Genomic DNA, 18,029 nt, shown 5'->3' with positions numbered 1-18,029 from the left:
CACGTTCCCGGTTCCGTCCCGGCTCCGACACCGACCTGCGGAGGACGGACCCATGGGACACGTACGACGCCTCGACCACATCGGCATCACCGTCGCCGACCTCGATGCCGCCACGGCGTTCTTCGTCGGGCTGGGGCTGGAGGTGGAGGGCACCGGCACCGTCGAGGGCGAGTTCGTCGAGACGGTCTGCGCCATCCCCGGCGCGCACTGCGAGATCGTGATGCTCCGGCCGCCCGGCGACGGGGCGCGCGTCGAGCTCTCCCGCTTCGTGACGCCCGACCACGTGCCCGGCTCGCCCGCGGCGATGGCCAACGAGCTCGGCCTGCGCAACGTGTCGTTCGAGGTCGAGGACCTCGACGCGGCCGTCGCCGCGGTGGCCGCCGACGGGTACGGCCTCGTCGGCGGCGTCGGCGGCTACGAGGGCGCCGTGCGGATGGCCTACGTACGCGGCCCGGAGGGCATCGTCGTGTCCCTGTTCGAACAGACCGGTTGAGCGACGCTCAGGGCAGCAGCAGGAGCTTGCCCGTCGTGCGGCGGCCCTCCAGGTCCTCGTGCGCGGTGCGGGCCTCCGCGAGGGCGTACCGGCCGCCGATGCGCACGTCCAACGCGCCGGAGGCGACCTCCCCGTACACCGCGGCGGCGCGGGCGAGCAGGGTGTCGCGGTCGGCGATGTGGTCGAACAGCTTGGGCCGGGTCAGGAACACCGAGCCCTGGGCGTTGAGGCGCTGCGGGTCGACGGGCGGGACCGGCCCGCTCGCGGCGCCGAACAGCACCAGCATGCCGCGCCGGCGCAGGCTCGCGAGGCTGGAGTCGAACGTCGTGGCGCCGACGCTGTCGTAGGCCACGGCCACCCCCTCGCCGCCCGCCGCCTCGCGGATGGCGCCGGCCAGGTCGTCGACCTCGGTGTAGCGCACCACCTCCGCGGCGCCCGCGGCGCGCGCCAGCTCCTCCTTCTCGGGAGTCGACACGGTGGCGACGACCCGGCCGCCCCGCGCGGTGACCATCTGGGTCAGGAGCAGGCCCACCCCACCCGCGGCCGCCGTGACCAGCACGGTGTCGCCGGGGGAGACGGGGAAGGTGTCGGTGACGAGGAAGTGCGCGGTCATGCCCTGCAGCAGCGCGCCGACGGCCTGGTCGTCGGGCACCCCGTCGGGCACGGGCACGGCCTTCTCCGCCGCGACCGCGACCGCGTCGGCGTAGCTGCCCAGCTGCTCGCTCCACGCGACCCGGTCGCCCACGGCGACGCCGGACACGCCCTCGCCGAGCGCCCGCACGCGGCCCGCGCCCTCCAGGCCCGGGACGTAGGGCACGTCCATCGGGTAGAGGCCGCTGCGCTGGTAGGTGTCGATGAAGTTCACCCCCGCGGCGGCGACGTCGACGAGCAGCTCGCCGGGGCCGGGCTCGGGCTCGGGCAGGTCGACGAGGGCGAGTACCTCGGGCCCACCGGGTCGGCTCACCTGGACTGCGCGCATTCACGGCCTCCTTGCCGGGTGCGGGTGTGCGGGACGACGCGACCGGCCGGCCGGGCGCCGACCCCGCGGGTCAGGACCGGGCGCGGGCCGTGGAGCTGCCCTCCGGCGCACGGTCGGGCGCCGGGGACGCCTCGGTGCCCCGATCTGCCTGCGCGCCGGGGGCGGCGCCGAGGCCGGGGTGGACGGGAGCGACGCCGCGGACCGGGCGGCGCGTCGCCGCCCACACCGCCGCGGCGGCCGCGGTGACCAGCGCCGCGCCGAGGACGTGGAACGACACGAGCACCTCCGGCACCCCGAGGGCGTACTGGATGCCGCCGAGCGCGCCCTGGGCGAGCACGACGCCGACGAGCCACCAGTAGCGGCGCCGCAGCCGGGCGGGTGCGGACGTGGCCCACAACGCGAAGCCCAGCCCCACGACGATCCCGAGGTAGGTGAACAGCACGTCGGCGTGCAGCTGCGCGAGCGCCGCGACCGGGAGGTCGAGGCGTGGCGTCGCCGAGTCGCCCGCGTGGGGGCCGGCGGCGGTGACGAGCGTCCCGACGACCAGCAGTGCACCGAGCGCGACCGTCGACACCACGATGAGGGCCCGGACGGCCCGGGGCACGGCCGGCACGCTCGGGCCGCCCTCACGGGCCTCGGCGACGAGCTCGACCGCGAGCCAGATCAGCGCGATCGAGACGAGGAAGTGGGGCATCACGCTCCACCAGGCGAGCCCGGCGAGGACGGTGATGCCGCCGATGACGGCCTGCGCGACGACACCCAGCGGCATCGCGGCGGCCAGCCAGACGAGCCGCTTCCGACGGGGCCGGGTCGCCACGGCGGCGATCAGGCACGCCCCGGAGACGAGCACGACGAGGACGGCGAGCAGCCGGTTGCCGAACTCGACCCACTGGTGCAGCGGCAACAGCTCGGGGTGCGTGACCGGGATCAGGCTTCCGGGGTTGCAGTTGGGCCAGGTCGGGCAGCCCAGCCCGGAGCCGGTGACGCGCACGACCGACCCGGTGACCGCGATGCCGATCTGGGCGACCACGGCGGCGATGGCGAGCCGCACCATCAGCACCGGCGGCGTCACGGGCAGGCGGTCGAGCAGGGAGGATCGGGCCACGACCCGATGGTAGGCGGCCCCGACCGGGCCCACCGCACCGCGGTCGGTCTCGCGCTACAGCGTGTAGAAGCAGACGAATCGGGCAGGTTCGAGCCGCCGGGCCTCGCCGTCGAACGTGTTGTGAGCGTCCGGAACGCGCGCCGACGACCCGCTCGGTGGGCGTGCGCGGGGCGGGCGGCACCGCGAGCGTGTGACGAGCGCGGCCGGGTCGCGCTGCTCACACGCCCGGTGGGGCTCGCCCGCCCCGGCGTGTCACCAGCGCGGCGCGGGCGCGCTCACGACACGCGCGGCGGGCGCTCGCCCGACCGGCCGCCGGGGCTCGCCCACGACCCGAGCCGCCGGCTCGCCCCGACCGGCCGTGTCGTGAGCGCGGCGGACCTGCGCTCACGACACGCTCGGTGGGTGAGCTCGGCTCCGGTACGCGCCGGTCAGGTCAGGCGGACGAGCCGCGACGCGGCGACCCCGCCGACGACCGCCCAGGCCACCAGCACCAGGACCGGCTGCACGAGCGACCCGTCGCCCGCGGCCAGCGCGATCCGCAGCCCCTCGGCCAGCGCCCCCGACGGCAGCAGCGCGGCGACGGCGGCGAGTCCGGAGGGCAGGGTGGCGAGCGGGACGACGATCCCGCCGCCGAGCAGCAGCACGAACCACACGACGTTGGCCAGCGCGAGCACGATCTCGGCGCGCAGCGTGCCGCCCAGCAGCAGGCCGAGCGCGCCGAACGCGGCGCAGCCCAGCAGGACCAGCAGCAACGCGGTGACGACGCCGCCGCCGGGACGCCAGCCGAGGGCCAGCGCGATCAGCCCGAGCACCACGACCTGCACGACGACGGTGCCCAGGACGGCGACGAGCCGCCCGGCGACGAGCAGCCAGCGCGGCAGCGCGGTCGCGGCCAGCCGGCGCACCACGCCGTAGCGGCGGTCGAACCCGAACGCGATGGCCTGGCCGGTGAACGCCGTCGACATCACGGCGAGGGCCAGCACGCTCGCGAAGACGGAGTCGACCCGCGGCTCCGGCAGGTCGATGACGTCGACCAGGGTGAGCCCGATGAGCAGCACGATCGGGATGAGCAGGGTGAGCAGGACCTGCTCGCCGTTGCGCAGCGCGAGCCTCAGCTCCAGCGCGGACTGCGCGGCGAGCATCCGGCCGAGGTCGCCGCGGCCGGGCCGCGGGGTGAAGGTGCCGGGGGCGAAACGGCCCGGTAGCGGCGTGGGGGCGGTCACGAGCGCAGTTCCCGTCCGGTGAGGTCGAGGAAGACGTCCTCGAGGCTGCGGCGGGTGATGCGCACGTCGTCGGCGAGCGCGCCCTGCGCGGCACACCAGGTGGTGACGGCGGACAGCACGGGCGGGTCGATCCGGCCCTGGACGACGTAGCGCCCGGCTGCGGGCTCGGCGGCCTGGTAGCCGGTGGGCAGCGCGGCGGCGAGCTGGGCGACGTCCATGCCGGCGCGGGCGCGGAAACGCAGCTCCTGGCTGTCGCCGGTGGTGGTGAGCTCGGCCGGGCTGCCGTGGGCGACGACACGGCCGTGGTCGACGATGACGACGTCGTCGGCCAGCGCCTCGGCCTCCTCCATGAGGTGGGTGGTGAGGAGCACGGCCACCCCGTCGCGGCGCAGGCTCTCGACGAGCTCCCACACCAGCCGGCGGGCCTGCGGGTCCATCCCGGCGGTGGGTTCGTCGAGGAACACCAGCTCGGGGCGGCCGACGACGGCGCAGGCCAGCGCGAGGCGCTGCTGCTGGCCGCCGGAGAGGCGTTTGTAGGGGGTGCGGGCGCAGGAGCCGAGCCCGAGGACCTCGATCAGCTCGTCGACGTCGAGGGGGTGCGCCGAGCAGGTGGCGACCAGCCGCAGCATCTCGGCGGCCCGCACGCCCGGGTAGGCGCCACCGCCCTGGGGCATGACGCCGATCCGGGCGCGCAGCGCGTCGGGGCCCCCGGCGGGGTCGATCCCGAGGACGCGGACCTCGCCGGCGTCGGCGCGGCGGAAGCCGGTGCAGATCTCGACGGTCGTCGTCTTCCCGGCGCCGTTGGGGCCCAGGAGCGCGACCACGCTCGCGGCGGGCACGTCGAGGTCGACGCCGTCGACCGCGGTCGTCGTCCCGTAGCGCTTGACGAGGCCCCGCACGGTGACGGCCGATCCGCGCGACGTCGGTCCGGGCGGCCCGTCGGCAGGCAGACTCACGTCGCGGAGTCTACGGAGCGTGCCCGCGGGTCCGGCCGCTCAGGGCCGCCGGTGGCGCGGTGGCGGCGGCGGACGACGAGTACCGCGGCCGCGACCAGCAGCAATCCGGCGATGATCGCCATGGGGAGCTGGTAGGCGCGGAAGTCGAAGTCGGCTCCGGTGGGCGGCACCATGACGGCGAGCACGGCGGAGGCGGCGAGCGCGGCACGCCGGTAGCGGGGCAGCCCGCGGGTCGCGGCGAGCGGGATGGCGGCCCACAGCAGGTACCAGGGGTGCACGACGGGCCCGAGGAGCACGACGGCGCCGAGTCCGGCGCCGAGCCCGGTGACGGGGTCGACGCGTCCGCGCAGCGTCGCGAACAGCAGCAGCGTGCACAGTGCGGCGGCGGCGATGCCGCCGATGCCGCGGGTGAGCATGAGGGTGCTGTCGGTGTGGTCGCCCAGCCCCACGAGGATGCCGAGCTGGCCGGAGAGCTGCCCGAGGTCGGTCGCGAGCGACATCCAGCTGCGGATGCTGTTGGCGGTGCCGAGGGTGTGCAGCCAGCCGAAGCCGAGACCGGTGGCCCAGCCCAGTACGACGAGCACCGCGGCGGCCACGGCGGCCAGGACGGCGGCGACGAACGCGACGTCGCGGACCCGTCCACCTCGCCGACGGGCCAGGTACATCCCGAGGAACCCGAGCGCGAGCAGCGCGGGGACCTTGACGGCGGCGCCCGCGGTGATCAGCGCCGCACCCGGGACCCAGCCGAGCGGGCCGGTGGCGCGCAGGCCCACTTCGAGGCCCGCGAGCATGAGCCCGATCATCAGCGCCTCGTTGTGGATGCCGCTGACCAGGTGGAACAGCACGAGCGGGTTGACGGCGCCGAGCCAGAGCGCGAGTCCGGGTTCGACGCCGCAACGGCGGGCGAGCTTGGGCAGTGCCCAGAGGATCAGCCCGACGCCGGCGAGGGCGAGGACGCGGTGCAGGAACAGCCCGAGGACGACGTCGTCGCCCGAGAGCGCGGTGATGCCGCGGCCCAGTCCGAGGAACAGCGGTCCGTAGGGGGCGGGGGTGTCGCGCCAGATCGTCGGGATGGCGCGGGTGAGCGGGTCGTCGACGCCGAGGGCCTGTGCGGGGCCCAGCATGTAGGGGTCGATGCCGCGCGCGGTGATGGCCGACTGGGCGAGGTAGCTGTAGACGTCCTTGGAGAACAGCGGGGGCGCGGCGCTCAGCGGCAGGGCCCAGAGCAGCCCGGTGCGCGCCAGCTGGACCCGGTCGGGGGCGGGGGCGACGGCGCCCTTGTCGTTGAGCATCCGGCCGATCCACAGCCACGCGAGGACGAGCATGCCCATGCCCGCGTAGGTGATGGCGATCGCGACGGTGACGTTGCGCCCGGGCAGCCCGAGGATGCGCAGGCCGTTGAGCGGGTTGGGGACGGGCAGTGCGCCCGCGCCGAGGGCGCCGAACGCCATGAGCAGCGCCCCGGTCAGCCCGAACCGGCGGGCGATGCGGGACGGGTCGCGGCGGTCACGGGCGCGCGGGCCGGTCGGGGCGGGCGGCGGACCGGGGGACGGGACGGCGCCGGGCCCGGACGTGTCGAGCCCCGGTGCGGCCATGTCGGGAGGGTAGCGAGCGGGGGGTGTGGTGACGGCGCTCACCCGAGGGGGCGGGCGCCTTTGCCCCTCGGCCGTAAATAAGCAACACTGGTGTTGTGAAAACAGCCGGGCGCCCCCACGAGGGCGAGAGCGCCGTCGCGGAGCAGGGGCCCGACCAGGGCGCCGCCGCCGACGGGGGCACCCGCCTGGCCGTGGCACGCCTGCTGCTCGAGCAGGGCCCGATCACCGCCGCGGCCGTCGCCGGGGAGCTGGAGCTCTCGGGTGCCGCGGTCCGCCGCCACCTCGACGCGCTGATCGCCGACGGGGAGGCCGAGGCCCGCCAGGCCTCGCGCCGGGCCAACCGCGGCCGGGGCCGCCCCGCGCGGGAGTACCTGCTCACCGACGCCGGCCGGGTCCGTTTCGGCCACGGCTACGACGACCTCGCGGCCAGCGCGCTGCGGTTCCTCGCCGAGACGGCGGGTGGCACCGCGGTGAGCGCGTTCGCCGAGAACCGGGTGCACGAGCTGCTCGGCCCGCAGGCCGCGGAGATCCGGGAGGCCGAGTCCCCGGACGCGCGGGCCGACGCGCTGGCGAAGGTCCTCTCGGCGCGTGGCTACGCTGCCCAGGCCCGCTCGGCCGGCCACGGCGTGCAGCTGTGCCAGCACCACTGCCCGGTGGCCCACGTGGCCGCCGAGTTCCCGGAGCTGTGCGAGGCCGAGACCAAGGCGTTCGCGCAGCTGCTGGGCACCCACGTGCAGCGGCTGGCCACGATCGCGCGTGGCGATGCCACGTGCACCACACACGTTCCGCTGGAGGACACCTCTGATGTCCTGCGGCGGCTCGGAACGGATCACTCCGGGCCCCAGGCAACGGCGCCTGTGCCGCCGGAGGATCACGCCCTCACGACCACCACAGGGACGACCACCACGGTCCCGACAGGGAGGCAGCCCGAATGACGACCGCTCCTGAGGTGCAGCCTCAGCTGACGCAGGAGGAGACGCTCGCGACGCTCGGCCGGTACGACTTCGGCTGGAGCGACCCCGACGTCGCCGGTACCTCCGCACGCCGCGGCCTGTCCGCCGACGTCGTCGCCGACATCTCCCGGTTGAAGAGCGAGCCCGAGTGGATGCTCGAGTTCCGGCTCAAGGCGCTCAACCTCTTCGAGCGCAAGCCGATGCCGCGCTGGGGTTCGGACCTGTCGGGGATCGACTTCGACAACATCAAGTACTTCGTGCGGTCGACGGAGAAGCAGGCCACGTCCTGGGACGACCTGCCCGCCGACATCAAGAACACCTACGACAAGCTGGGCATCCCGGAGGCCGAGAAGGCCCGTCTGGTCGCCGGTGTCGCGGCGCAGTACGAGTCGGAGGTCGTCTACCACCAGATCCGTGAGGACCTGGAGGAACAGGGCGTCATCTTCCTCGACACCGACACGGGTCTGCGCGAGCACCCGGAGCTGTTCCGGGAGTACTTCGGCTCGGTGATCCCGTCCGGGGACAACAAGTTCTCCGCGCTGAACTCGGCCGTGTGGTCGGGCGGGTCGTTCATCTACGTGCCGCCGGGCGTGCACGTCGACATCCCGCTGCAGGCCTACTTCCGGATCAACACCGAGAACATGGGCCAGTTCGAGCGCACGCTGATCATCGTCGACGAGGGCGCCTACGTGCACTACGTCGAGGGCTGCACGGCGCCGATCTACAAGTCGGACTCGCTGCACTCGGCCGTCGTCGAGATCGTCGTGAAGAAGGGCGGCCGCTGCCGCTACACGACCATCCAGAACTGGTCGAACAACGTCTACAACCTGGTCACCAAGCGCGCCAAGGCCGAGGAGGGCGCGACCATGGAGTGGGTCGACGGCAACCTCGGCTCCAAGGTGACCATGAAGTACCCGGCCGTGTTCCTGATGGGGGAGCACGCCAAGGGCGAGGTCCTCTCGATCGCGTTCGCGGGCGAGGGCCAGCACCAGGACGCCGGCGCGAAGATGGTCCACCTGGCGCCCAACACGTCGTCGACGATCATCTCGAAGTCGGTGGCGCGCGGCGGCGGCCGGACGTCCTACCGCGGGCTGGTGCAGGTCAACGCGCGGGCGAAGAACTCGCGTTCGACGGTGAAGTGCGATGCGCTGCTCGTCGACACGATCAGCCGGTCCGACACCTACCCCTACGTCGACGTCCGCACCGACGACGTCTCGATGGGGCACGAGGCCACGGTCTCGAAGGTGAGCGACGACCAGCTCTTCTACCTGATGAGCCGCGGCCTGACCGAGGACGAGGCCATGGCGATGGTCGTGCGCGGGTTCGTCGAGCCCATCGCGCGCGAGCTGCCCATGGAGTACGCGTTGGAGCTCAACCGGCTCATCGAGCTGCAGATGGAGGGTTCGGTCGGATGAGCTCGTCCCCGACGAGTGCCCAGGCGGGCGCGGCGCAGAACGTCGCCGTCGCCGCGGAGGGCAAGTACGGACAGGGCGGCACGCCGCCCTCCGGCGCGATGGAGCGGTTCCTCTCCTACGACGTCGAGGCCTTCGAGGTCCCCGGCGGTCGTGAGGAGAACTGGCGCTTCACGCCGATGAAGCGGCTGCGGGGCCTGCACGACGGCACCGCGCCGCTCGACGGCACCGCCACGATCGAGGTCGTCGCCGGTGACGGCGTGACCGTCGAGACCGTCGGCCGCGACGACGCCCGCATCGGCAAGGGCGGCGTCCCGTCCGACCGCGTCGCCGCGCAGGCGTGGTCGGCGTTCCGCGAGGCCACCGTCGTCACCCTCGACGGCACCCCGGAGCCGGTCGCGATCACGCTCACCGGGCCCGGCACGGGCGCGACCGCGGTCGCGCACCTGCAGATCCGCACCACCCCCCACACCGAGGCCACCGTCGTCGTCGAGGGCCGTGGTTCGGGCGCGCTCGCCGACAACATCGAGTTCGTCGTCGCCGACGGCTCGAAGCTCGTCGTGATCGTCACCGAGGAGTGGGCCGACGACGCGGTGCACGTCAGCGGCCAGCACATCGCGCTGGGCCGCGACGCGACGATCGTCGCCACGTCGATCGCGTTCGGCGGCGACCTGGTCCGGGTCAGCCCGACCGTCAACTACACCGCCCCCGGTGGTTCGGCGGAGCTGTTCGGTCTCGGGTTCGCCGACGCCGGCCAGCACCTCGAGCAGCGCCTGCTGGTCGACCACTCGGCGCCGCACTGCTCGTCGAACGTCCTCTACAAGAACGCCCTGCAGGGCAAGGAGGGCGTCACCGACGCCCACACCGTCTGGATCGGCGACGTGCTGATCCGCGCGGCCGCCGAGCAGACCGAGACCTTCGAGTTCAACCGCAACCTGGTCCTCACCGCGCACGCGCGGGCCGACTCGGTGCCGAACCTGGAGATCGAGACCGGCGAGATCGCCGGCGCCGGCCATGCCAGCGCCACGGGCCGCTTCGACGACGAGCAGCTGTTCTACCTGCAGAGCCGCGGCATCCCCGAGGACGTCGCGCGCCGCCTGGTCGTCCGCGGCTTCTTCGGCGAGATCCTCAGCCGCGTCCCGATCGCCGAGCTGCGCGAGCGTCTCGAGGCCGCCGTCGAGGCCGAGCTGGCCGTCACCGGCGTCTGAGCCCGGACCATCCCCACCCGCCACAGAGCTTCACAGAGCCACGGAGTCATCGAGAACACCATGCCCACTCTGGAGATCAAGGACCTGCACGCGTCGGTCACCACCGACGCCGGTGCCAAGGAGATCCTGCGCGGCGTCGACCTCACGGTCCGCGCCGGCGAGACCCACGCGATCATGGGGCCCAACGGCTCCGGCAAGTCCACGCTGGCCTACGCCATCGCCGGTCACCCGAAGTACGAGATCACCGGCGGCGAGGTCCTCCTCGACGGCGAGAACGTGCTGGAGATGTCCGTCGACGAGCGCGCCCGCGCCGGCCTGTTCCTCGCGATGCAGTACCCCGTCGAGGTCCCGGGTGTGTCCATGGCGAACTTCCTGCGCAGCGCGGCCACCGCGGTGCGCGGGGAGGCGCCGAAGCTGCGCACCTGGGTCAAGGAGGTCAAGGGGGCCATGGCGGACCTGGAGATCGACCAGGCCTTCGCCGAGCGCAGCGTCAACGAGGGCTTCTCCGGTGGTGAGAAGAAGCGGCACGAGGTGCTGCAGCTCTCGCTGCTCAAGCCGAAGATCGCGATCCTCGACGAGACCGACTCGGGCCTCGACGTCGACGCCCTGCGCGTCGTCTCCGAGGGCGTGAACCGCTACAAGGCGGCCGGCGACACCGGCGTCCTGCTGATCACGCACTACACCCGCATCCTCAAGCACATCACGCCCGACTTCGTGCACGTCTTCGCCGGTGGCCGGGTCGTCGAGTCCGGCGGCGCCGAGCTGGCCGACGAGCTCGAGACCAACGGGTACGTCAAGTTCACCGGTGCCGCGGCGGCTGCGTCGTGACGACGGCGCAGGCCCCCGCCGGGGCGGGCCTGGCCGGGCTCGACCCGGCGGTCCTGCGCCCCGACTTCACGATCCTGTCGCGCACCGTCCGCGGCGGGCGCCCGCTGGTCTACCTCGACTCCGGGGCGACCTCGCAGCGCCCGCGGCAGGTGCTCGACGCCGAGCGTGAGTTCCTGGAGCAGCACAACTCGGCGGTCCACCGCGGCGCGCACCAGCTCGCCGAGGAGGCCACCGACGCCTACGAGTCGGCCCGTGCCCGCATCGCCACGTTCGTCGGGGCCGATCCCGACGAGCTGGTGTTCGTCAAGAACGCCACCGAGGGGATCAACCTCGTCGCGTACGCGATGAGCAACTCCTCGATCCGCACCGGCCTCGGCCCCGAGTCGGAGCGGTTCGCGCTCGGGCCGGGCGACGAGATCGTCGTGACGGAGCTGGAGCACCACGCGAACCTGGTGCCGTGGCAGGAGCTGTGCCGGCGCACCGGGGCGACCCTGCGCTGGTACTCCGTCACCGACGACGGCCGGATCGATCTCGACTCGGTCGAGCTGTCCGAGCGGACCAAGGTCGTGGCGTTCGCCCACCAGTCCAACGTGCTGGGGACGGTGGCGCCGGTGGCCGAGCTGGTGCGCCGCGCCCGCGCCGTCGGTGCGCTGGTGCTGCTCGACGCGTGCCAGTCGGTGCCGCACCTGCCGGTCGACCTGCGGGCGCTCGACGTCGACTTCGCGGTGTTCTCCGGGCACAAGATGCTCGGACCGTCGGGGGTCGGGGTGCTCTACGGGCGCACCGAGCTGCTCGCGGCGATGCCGCCGTTCCTGACGGGCGGCTCGATGATCGAGCTGGTCCGCATGGAGGGCTCCACCTACGCGCCGCCGCCGCAGCGGTTCGAGGCGGGCGTGCCGATGACGTCGCAGGCCGTCGGGCTGGGCGCGGCCGTCGACTACCTCACGGCGCTGGGCATGGAGAACGTGCACGCCCACGAGATGGCGCTCACCAGGGTCGCGCTCGACACGCTGCGCGAGGTGCCGGGCGTGCGGATCATCGGGCCGGAGTCGCTGGAGTCCCGTGGCGGGACCGTGGCGTTCGTGGTCGACGGGGTGCACGCCCACGACGTCGGCCAGGTGCTCGACGACCGCGGCATCGCCGTGCGCGTCGGCCACCACTGCGCGTGGCCGCTGCACCGCCGGTTCGGCGTCGCGGCGACGGTGCGGGCGTCGTTCCACGTCTACACGACGGTCGAGGAGGTCGCCCAGCTCGCCGACGGCGTGCGCGCGGCGCAGCAGTTCTTCGGTGTCGACGCCCGCTCCGGTGAGCCTCCGCGAGGGGTCGCCTGATGCAGCTCGAGCAGATGTACCAGGAGATCATCCTGGACCACTACCGGTCGCCGCACGGGTCGGGCCTGAAGGACCCGTACGACGCCGAGTCCCAGCAGATCAACCCGACGTGCGGCGACGAGATCACGTTGCGCGTCAAGCTCGACGACGCCGGCGAGAAGGTCCTCGACGTCTCGCACGAGACGCTGGGCTGCTCGATCAGCCAGGCGTCGGCCTCGGTGCTCACCGACCTCGTCGTCGGGCAGACCGTCGAGGAGTCGATGAAGGTTCTCGCCGCGTTCCAGGAGATGGCTCAGGGCCGTGGCAGGGTCGAGCCCGACGAGGAGGTCCTCGGCGACGCCGTGGCCTTCGCGGGGGTGGCCAAGTACCCGGCGCGGGTCAAGTGCGCGCTGCTCGGGTGGATGGCGTTCAAGGACGCCGTCGTCCGGGTCCAGGACGGCAAGGGAGCAGATGCATGAGTGAGACGGCGAACGAGACCGACGAGGTCGTGCGCGGCGCTGCCGGTATGCCGGAGCCCCCCGCGGCGCAGGCCGGCGCAGACGCCTCGCTGGAGGACATCGAGGAGGCGATGCGCGACGTCGTCGACCCCGAGCTGGGGATCAACGTCGTCGACCTCGGCCTGGTCTACGGGCTCGCGGTCGAGGAGAAGACCGCGGTCATCGACATGACGCTCACGTCGGCGGCATGCCCGCTGACCGACGTGATCGAGGAGCAGACCCGGGCGGCGCTGACCAGCGGCCCGACGGGCGGCCTCGTCGACGACATCCGGATCAACTGGGTGTGGATGCCGCCGTGGGGCCCCGAGAAGATCACCGAGGACGGGCGCGAGCAGCTGCGCGCCCTGGGCTTCCGCGTCTGACGCCGGCCCCGACGCGTCACCGCCGCCGGACCCCGGGGTCCGGCGGCGGTCGTGCGTCCGGGACTCAGGTGGTGTGGACGATGAGCACGTCGACGCCCGCGCGGCGGGCCGCGTCGGACGGGACGGAGCCCAACAGCCTGCCGGACAGCGTGTTGAGCCCGCGGTTGCCGACGACGAGCAGGTCGGCGTCGTGCTCGCGCACCGCGGCGCGCAGCACCTCGACCGGGGAGCCGTCGACGGCGTGGGTCGTCACGTCGCCCGCGCCCGCGGCCCGGGCCCGGTCGGCGGCCTCGCGCAGCGCCTCCTCGGTCGGGGTCCAGCCGCGGACGAGGTGGGCCTCGCCCTTGAGCGCGTCCTCGGCGCCGGCGGTGTCGCCGGGGTCCGACGGCGTGTAGGCGGACACGATGACGAGCCGGGCCCCGGTGTCCGCGGCGACACCACCGGCACGGTCGACGGCGGCGAACGAGGTCGCCGAGCCGTCGGTGCCGACGACGATGGTCTTGTAGGCGGGCATGGGTCCTCCGGCTCCGCGGGCTCGCGGGTGTGCCCGCGGGTGCGATCGGGCGGACCGGCACGGTCCGTGCGCGGAGGCTACCGCCGGTAGCGGTGTTGTGCGGCACCCGGCGCCCGATCGGCACCCGGATCGGGTGGCAGCGCCGGTGCGGGGGGCAGCATCGACGGTCCGACGAGCCGTCCGCGCAGCGCCCAGCCCGACCTGCCGAACAGGGCGGTCATGGCGGCGAGGGTGGCCCCGAGGTCGTCGCGGGCGGTGAGGTAGGCCCACCGGTGCGGGGCGGGCAGCGCCAGGAACGTGTCGAAGAACGCGGGCACGTCCTCGGCGGGCATGCGCAGCAGCGCCTCCAGCCCACGGCGGCGCAACGCGTGCACCGCGCGGGCGGCGGGCGTCCACACCACCTCGCGGTCGGCCCTGGCGACCGCCTCCGCGCCGGTGCTGCCGTCGGCGAGCGACTCCGCGAGGACGGCGGCGACCCGCGGCGCGAGCGTCAGCGCGGCGGCGACGCTGAAGCCGGTGGCGGGATGGATCAGCGGCGCGGCCGCGCCGAACCCGAGGATGCCGGCGCGGGAGTCGCGCGGGGTGTCGACGGGGAAGCGGACGCGCTCGATCCGGGCGTCGGCGGGCACCGGGACGCCGTGGCGGGCGAGCCGGGCGTGCAACCGGTCGCGCAGCACGTCGAGGGGCAGGCCGGGGCGCCGCGCGAGCGAGGTCTCCTCCAGCAGCACCGTGCCGTCGCCCAGGGGGACCCCGTAGAGGAAGGTGGGCCAGCCGCGGGCGCCGTGGTCGGGGCGCCAGTCCATGAACAACGCCTCGCCCGCCGGCACGAGCGGCGCGGCCGCCGCGGCCGCGACGACGACGCCGTGGGCGGTCTGCTCGGCGCGGGCCCGGGTCCGCCACGGGCCGGTGCCCAGGGTCCTGCGGTGGCCCCCGGCGTCGACGACGACGCGTGCGGTCACCGTCTCGGCGTCGCCGCCGGTGACGGCGACCCGGTACGGCGACAGCTGCGCCGCGGCCCGGCCCGTGACGACCCGGACGCCGCAGCGGTCCATCGCGTCGTCGAGGTGGGCGCGCAGCGCCGGGGTGTCGAGCACCGCGTAGTCCCAGCCCAGCCGGTGCTCCCCGAGCGCGACCGCGCGCCCCGTCGAGCGGGACGCGACGACGTCCGCGGGCAGGTCGGGGGGCAGCTCGCCGGCCCAGGCCGCGAACGTGGAGCGCCACGGCCGTCGCGGTGCGGGGTCGAGCAGGGTCGTCGCGAGGCCACGGTCCGCGCAGGCCGCGGCCAGCGCCCGGCCCGCGGGCCCGCCCCCGACGACGAGGACGTCCGCGGTGCTCGACGCGACGGACATGGTCAGCCCGCGCCGCCGGTCGCGAGCAGGCCGCCGTCGACCAGCACGGTCTCACCGCTGATCCAGGACGCGGCGTCGGAGGCGAGGAACCCGACCAGGGAGGCCACGTCGGCCGGGGTGCCGAGGCGCTTCATCGGGTAGCGCGCCGCGACGCCCTCCTCGTCGTGGGCGTAGAGCGCGGTCGCGAACCGGGTCTTCACCACGGCCGGCGCCACGGCGTTGACCCGGATCCCCGGGCCCAGCTCGGCGGCGAGCTCGGCGGTCAACCGGATCAGCGCCGCCTTGGACGCACCGTAGGCGGCGATGGCGCGGGTGGACCGCAGGCCCGCGATGGACGCGACGTTGACGACGGCGCCACCGTGCTCGCGCAGCCACGCGCGGTGGGCGAGCTGGACGAAGCCGAGCGCGGCGACGACGTTGACGTCGAAGATCTTGCGGACCGCGTCGAGGTCGGCGTCCACGAGCGGGCCGTGGACCGGGTTGACGCCCGCGTTGTTGACCAGCACGTCGAGGCGGCCGAACGTGGCGACGGTGCCGGTGACGGCCGCGTCGCGGGCGGCGGCGTCACCCGCGTTGCCGGCGATCCCGAGCACGCGCGCCGCGTCGCCGCCGGCGGGTCCGGTCACCAGCGCGGCGACGGCGTCGTCGAGCTCCGGCCGCGTGCGCGCGGTGACGGCGACGGCGGCGCCGCGGCGCAGCAGCTCGGCGGCGACGGCCAGCCCGATGCCGCGGCTCGCGCCGGTGACCAGACCGGCCCGGCCGGCCATGTCGACCGGGGTGGCCGGATCGGGTCCGCTGATGTCCTCCACGGCGTCGACCCTATTGGCCCGACCACCGCGGGGCGGGCCCGGGACGTGACGTCGCCTACGTCGGCCGGTACAGGGCGCGAGGTTCACGCGGGCGGGCCGGTACCCTGGGCAGGTGATCCGGATCGGGTAGCGCTCTCGCGCGAAGTGCGAGCCGTCCCGCCTGCCCGTCGACCGTCCCCGGATTCTGGAGCTCTTCTCGTGATCACCGCCACCGACCTGGAACTGCGTGCCGGGTCCCGGATCCTGCTGTCCGGGGCCGATCTGCGCGTGCAGCCGGGCGACCGGATCGGTCTCGTCGGCCGCAACGGCGCCGGCAAGACCACCTCGATGCGGGTGCTGGCGGGGGAGTCCGAGCCCTACGGCGGCAAGGTCGGCGCCAACAGCCCCGTCGGCTACCTGCCCCAGGATCCCCGCGAGGGCGATCTGCGGGTCTCCGCGAAGGACCGGGTCCTCTCGGCCAAGGGGCTCGACGAGCTGCTGCGGCGCATGGAGAAGGCGCAGACGGCCATGGCCGAGCTGGTCGACGCCGACAACGACAAGGCCGTCCGCGAGTACGGGCGCATCGAGGAGCGGTTCGCCGCACTCGGCGGGTACGCCGCCGAGTCCGAGGCCGCACGCATCTGCAACCACCTCGGGCTGCCCGACCGGGTCCTCAACCAGCAGATCGCGACGCTCTCCGGCGGTCAGCGCCGCCGCGTGGAGCTGGCCCGGATCCTGTTCGCCGCGAGCGACGGTGGCGCCCAGAGCAACACCACGCTGCTGCTCGACGAGCCGACCAACCACCTCGACGCCGACTCGATCACGTGGCTGCGGTCGTTCCTGTCCTCGCACGAGGGCGGGCTCGTCGTGATCAGCCACGACACGGAGCTGCTGGCCGCCGTCGTCAACAAGGTGTGGTTCCTCGACGCCACGCGCGGCGAGGTCGACGTCTACAACATGGACTGGAAGCGCTACCTCGACGCGCGGGCCACCGACGAGAAGCGCCGCCGCCGCGAGCGGGCCAATGCCGAGAAGAAGGCGTCGGCGCTGCACACGCAGGCGTTGAAGATGGGGGCGAAGGCCACGAAGGCGGTGGCGGCCAAGAACATGGCGCGCCGTGCCGACGAGCTGCTCGCCGGTCTGGAGCCCGAGCAGAAGCACGACCGCGTCGCGAAGATCCGCTTCCCCGACCCGGCGCCGTGCGGGCGCACCCCGATCACGGCGGAGGGCCTGTCCAAGGCGTTCGGGTCGCTCGAGGTGTTCACGGGCGTCGACCTGGCGGTGGACCGCGGCGCGAAGGTCGTCGTGCTGGGCCTCAACGGCGCCGGCAAGACCACCCTGCTGCGGCTGCTCGCCGGCACCGAGGAGCCCGACGCGGGCAAGGTCCTGCCCGGTCACGGGCTGCGCACCGGCTACTTCGCCCAGGAGCACGACACCCTCGACATGTCGGCGACCGTGTGGGAGAACATCCGGCACGCCTCGCCCGACACCCCCGAGCAGCAGCTGCGCACGGTGCTGGGCACGTTCATGTTCTCCGGCGAACAGCTGCAGCAGCCCGCCGGGACGCTCTCGGGTGGTGAGCGGACCCGGCTCGCGCTCGCCGGCCTGGTGTCGAGCTCGGCCAACGTGCTCCTGCTCGACGAACCGACCAACAACCTGGACCCGGCGAGCCGGGAGCAGGTGCTCGACGCGCTGCGCCGCTTCTCCGGTGCGGTGATCCTCGTGACACACGACCCGGGGGCGGTCGAGGCGCTCGACCCGGACAAGGTGATCGTGCTGCCCGACGGCACGGAGGACCTCTGGTCGGCCGACTATCTGGAGCTCGTGCAGCTCGCCTGAGCGCCTCGCGCCGGCGTCCGATGATCACGACACGGCGCCGGTTCGGGCCCGAAACACCCGGATGACCTCGTCGAACTGCCACTCAGCGCGATGATCACCCGTCCGCGTGATCCGTTCGGGGGAACCGTTCACCGATCATCGAGTCGATCACCTGGCACGTTCCCGGCATGTGGCCGATCATTGCCGCACCGCGAGCCGAGCGGGGCTCGGGGGCCGCGGACAGCCCGCGGTTCGGCGGAGGAGGTCAGTGTGGCCGACCTGAAGAAGGGCGCCCGCATCACCGGGGCGCAACGAGACAAGCTCGCGACGGACCTGAAGAAGAAGTACGAGAAGGGCGCCAGCATCCGCGCGCTCGCCGAGCAGACGGGACGTTCCTACGGGTTCGTGCACCGTGTGCTCAGCGAGACCGGGGTGACGCTGCGCGGCCGGGGTGGGGCGACCCGCACCAAGAAGAAGTAGCCCACCGGCCCGCAGCCGCGGGTCCGACGAGGTACGCCCGGCGTGCACGCCCTGGTCCGACGTGCACGGTGGGCGCCCCGGTGGCGACGGGTAGCGTCGCCGTCCGGGGGTGGACGCCCGGTCCGCCCCGCCCGAGAC

18 protein-coding genes are annotated in these 18,029 nt (G+C 74.1%); 10 read left to right on the top strand and 8 right to left on the bottom strand.

What is annotated here, in order from left to right; genetic code table 11:
• Positions 1-52 precede the first annotated feature (52 nt).
• Positions 53-493, top strand: coding sequence for a VOC family protein (locus AB7F12_RS03090; protein WP_428496632.1), 441 nt, complete (start codon positions 53-55; stop codon positions 491-493).
• Positions 494-500: 7 nt separating this feature from the next.
• Here AB7F12_RS03090 and AB7F12_RS03085 read toward each other — a convergent pair whose 3' ends face one another.
• The 5 genes from AB7F12_RS03085 to mptB all read right to left on the bottom strand — a co-directional run bounded on the left by AB7F12_RS03085 (position 501) and on the right by mptB (position 6,351).
• Positions 501-1,472, bottom strand: coding sequence for a quinone oxidoreductase family protein (locus AB7F12_RS03085; protein WP_428496631.1), 972 nt, complete (start codon positions 1,470-1,472; stop codon positions 501-503).
• Between the two features lie 70 nt (positions 1,473-1,542).
• On the bottom strand, positions 1,543-2,577 hold the full coding sequence (locus tag AB7F12_RS03080) for a COX15/CtaA family protein (protein WP_428496630.1): 1,035 nt from the start codon (positions 2,575-2,577) through the stop codon (positions 1,543-1,545).
• 428 nt (positions 2,578-3,005) lie between these two features.
• On the bottom strand, positions 3,006-3,719 hold the full coding sequence (locus AB7F12_RS03075; RefSeq protein WP_428496684.1) for an ABC transporter permease: 714 nt from the start codon (positions 3,717-3,719) through the stop codon (positions 3,006-3,008).
• A 77-nt stretch (positions 3,720-3,796) separates the two neighbouring features.
• The gene (locus AB7F12_RS03070) at positions 3,797-4,756 is read right to left on the bottom strand and encodes an ABC transporter ATP-binding protein (RefSeq protein ID WP_428496629.1); all 960 of its coding nucleotides are present in this window, start codon (positions 4,754-4,756) and stop codon (positions 3,797-3,799) included.
• Positions 4,753-6,351: a polyprenol phosphomannose-dependent alpha 1,6 mannosyltransferase MptB gene (gene mptB / locus AB7F12_RS03065; protein ID WP_428496628.1), complete on the bottom strand. Its 1,599-nt coding sequence runs from the start codon at positions 6,349-6,351 to the stop codon at positions 4,753-4,755. Before mptB ends, AB7F12_RS03070 begins: the two co-directional genes overlap by 4 nt.
• A 95-nt stretch (positions 6,352-6,446) precedes the next feature.
• Here mptB and AB7F12_RS03060 point away from each other — a divergent pair, with 95 nt between their 5' ends.
• The 7 genes from AB7F12_RS03060 to AB7F12_RS03030 are packed head-to-tail and all read left to right on the top strand — an operon-like array spanning position 6,447 to position 12,942.
• Positions 6,447-7,286: a helix-turn-helix transcriptional regulator gene (locus AB7F12_RS03060; RefSeq protein WP_428496627.1), complete on the top strand. Its 840-nt coding sequence runs from the start codon at positions 6,447-6,449 to the stop codon at positions 7,284-7,286.
• Positions 7,283-8,719, top strand: a complete 1,437-nt coding sequence (gene sufB / locus AB7F12_RS03055) for a Fe-S cluster assembly protein SufB (RefSeq protein WP_428496626.1) — start codon at positions 7,283-7,285, stop codon at positions 8,717-8,719. Before AB7F12_RS03060 ends, sufB begins: the two co-directional genes overlap by 4 nt.
• Positions 8,716-9,924, top strand: coding sequence for a SufD family Fe-S cluster assembly protein (locus AB7F12_RS03050; RefSeq protein ID WP_428496625.1), 1,209 nt, complete (start codon positions 8,716-8,718; stop codon positions 9,922-9,924). The genes sufB and AB7F12_RS03050 overlap by 4 nt, the downstream gene beginning before the upstream one ends.
• A 60-nt stretch (positions 9,925-9,984) precedes the next feature.
• The gene (gene sufC / locus AB7F12_RS03045; protein ID WP_428496624.1) at positions 9,985-10,752 is read left to right on the top strand and encodes a Fe-S cluster assembly ATPase SufC; all 768 of its coding nucleotides are present in this window, start codon (positions 9,985-9,987) and stop codon (positions 10,750-10,752) included.
• Positions 10,749-12,083: a cysteine desulfurase gene (locus tag AB7F12_RS03040; protein WP_428496623.1), complete on the top strand. Its 1,335-nt coding sequence runs from the start codon at positions 10,749-10,751 to the stop codon at positions 12,081-12,083. The genes sufC and AB7F12_RS03040 overlap by 4 nt, the downstream gene beginning before the upstream one ends.
• Complete coding sequence (sufU, locus tag AB7F12_RS03035) at positions 12,083-12,541, top strand: Fe-S cluster assembly sulfur transfer protein SufU (RefSeq protein ID WP_428496622.1); 459 nt, start codon at positions 12,083-12,085, stop codon at positions 12,539-12,541. Before AB7F12_RS03040 ends, sufU begins: the two co-directional genes overlap by 1 nt.
• Positions 12,538-12,942, top strand: a complete 405-nt coding sequence (locus AB7F12_RS03030) for a metal-sulfur cluster assembly factor (protein WP_428496621.1) — start codon at positions 12,538-12,540, stop codon at positions 12,940-12,942. Before sufU ends, AB7F12_RS03030 begins: the two co-directional genes overlap by 4 nt.
• Positions 12,943-13,006: 64 nt before the next feature.
• Here AB7F12_RS03030 and AB7F12_RS03025 read toward each other — a convergent pair whose 3' ends face one another.
• From AB7F12_RS03025 to AB7F12_RS03015, 3 genes are all read right to left on the bottom strand, one after another.
• On the bottom strand, positions 13,007-13,456 hold the full coding sequence (locus AB7F12_RS03025; protein ID WP_428496620.1) for a universal stress protein: 450 nt from the start codon (positions 13,454-13,456) through the stop codon (positions 13,007-13,009).
• Positions 13,457-13,533: 77 nt separating this feature from the next.
• Positions 13,534-14,805: a lycopene cyclase family protein gene (locus tag AB7F12_RS03020; protein WP_428496619.1), complete on the bottom strand. Its 1,272-nt coding sequence runs from the start codon at positions 14,803-14,805 to the stop codon at positions 13,534-13,536.
• Between the two features lie 2 nt (positions 14,806-14,807).
• Positions 14,808-15,572: an SDR family oxidoreductase gene (locus tag AB7F12_RS03015; RefSeq protein ID WP_428496683.1), complete on the bottom strand. Its 765-nt coding sequence runs from the start codon at positions 15,570-15,572 to the stop codon at positions 14,808-14,810.
• A gap of 240 nt (positions 15,573-15,812) precedes the next feature.
• Between AB7F12_RS03015 and AB7F12_RS03010 the strand changes: the two genes are divergently transcribed.
• Both AB7F12_RS03010 and AB7F12_RS03005 read left to right on the top strand, forming a co-directional pair.
• Entirely contained in the window at positions 15,813-17,432 is a 1,620-nt protein-coding gene (locus tag AB7F12_RS03010) for an ABC-F family ATP-binding cassette domain-containing protein (protein ID WP_428496618.1), read from the top strand.
• A gap of 249 nt (positions 17,433-17,681) precedes the next feature.
• Entirely contained in the window at positions 17,682-17,891 is a 210-nt protein-coding gene (locus tag AB7F12_RS03005; protein WP_013675497.1) for a helix-turn-helix domain-containing protein, read from the top strand.
• Positions 17,892-18,029: the final 138 nt, after the last annotated feature.

The organism is Pseudonocardia sp., assembly GCF_050250275.1.
In the GTDB taxonomy this organism is placed as follows: Bacteria; Actinomycetota; Actinomycetes; order Mycobacteriales; family Pseudonocardiaceae; genus Pseudonocardia.
This window is presented reverse-complemented; position numbering and strand designations above follow the sequence as displayed.

Excerpts from the sequence above, each read along its gene's own strand:
- sufB (WP_428496626.1), top strand. The coding sequence starts at position 7,283 with ATGACGACCGCTCCTGAGGTGCAGCCTCAGCTGACGCAGGAGGAGACG.
- AB7F12_RS03075 (WP_428496684.1), bottom strand. The coding sequence starts at position 3,719 with ATGCTCGCCGCGCAGTCCGCGCTGGAGCTGAGGCTCGCGCTGCGCAAC.
- AB7F12_RS03020 (WP_428496619.1), bottom strand. The coding sequence starts at position 14,805 with ATGTCCGTCGCGTCGAGCACCGCGGACGTCCTCGTCGTCGGGGGCGGG.
- sufU (WP_428496622.1), top strand. The coding sequence starts at position 12,083 with ATGCAGCTCGAGCAGATGTACCAGGAGATCATCCTGGACCACTACCGG.
- AB7F12_RS03015 (WP_428496683.1), bottom strand. The coding sequence starts at position 15,572 with ATGGCCGGCCGGGCCGGTCTGGTCACCGGCGCGAGCCGCGGCATCGGG.
- AB7F12_RS03090 (WP_428496632.1), top strand. The coding sequence starts at position 53 with ATGGGACACGTACGACGCCTCGACCACATCGGCATCACCGTCGCCGAC.
- AB7F12_RS03025 (WP_428496620.1), bottom strand. The coding sequence starts at position 13,456 with ATGCCCGCCTACAAGACCATCGTCGTCGGCACCGACGGCTCGGCGACC.
- AB7F12_RS03050 (WP_428496625.1), top strand. The coding sequence starts at position 8,716 with ATGAGCTCGTCCCCGACGAGTGCCCAGGCGGGCGCGGCGCAGAACGTC.
- AB7F12_RS03030 (WP_428496621.1), top strand. The coding sequence starts at position 12,538 with ATGAGTGAGACGGCGAACGAGACCGACGAGGTCGTGCGCGGCGCTGCC.
- mptB (WP_428496628.1), bottom strand. The coding sequence starts at position 6,351 with ATGGCCGCACCGGGGCTCGACACGTCCGGGCCCGGCGCCGTCCCGTCC.
- AB7F12_RS03085 (WP_428496631.1), bottom strand. The coding sequence starts at position 1,472 with ATGCGCGCAGTCCAGGTGAGCCGACCCGGTGGGCCCGAGGTACTCGCC.
- sufC (WP_428496624.1), top strand. The coding sequence starts at position 9,985 with ATGCCCACTCTGGAGATCAAGGACCTGCACGCGTCGGTCACCACCGAC.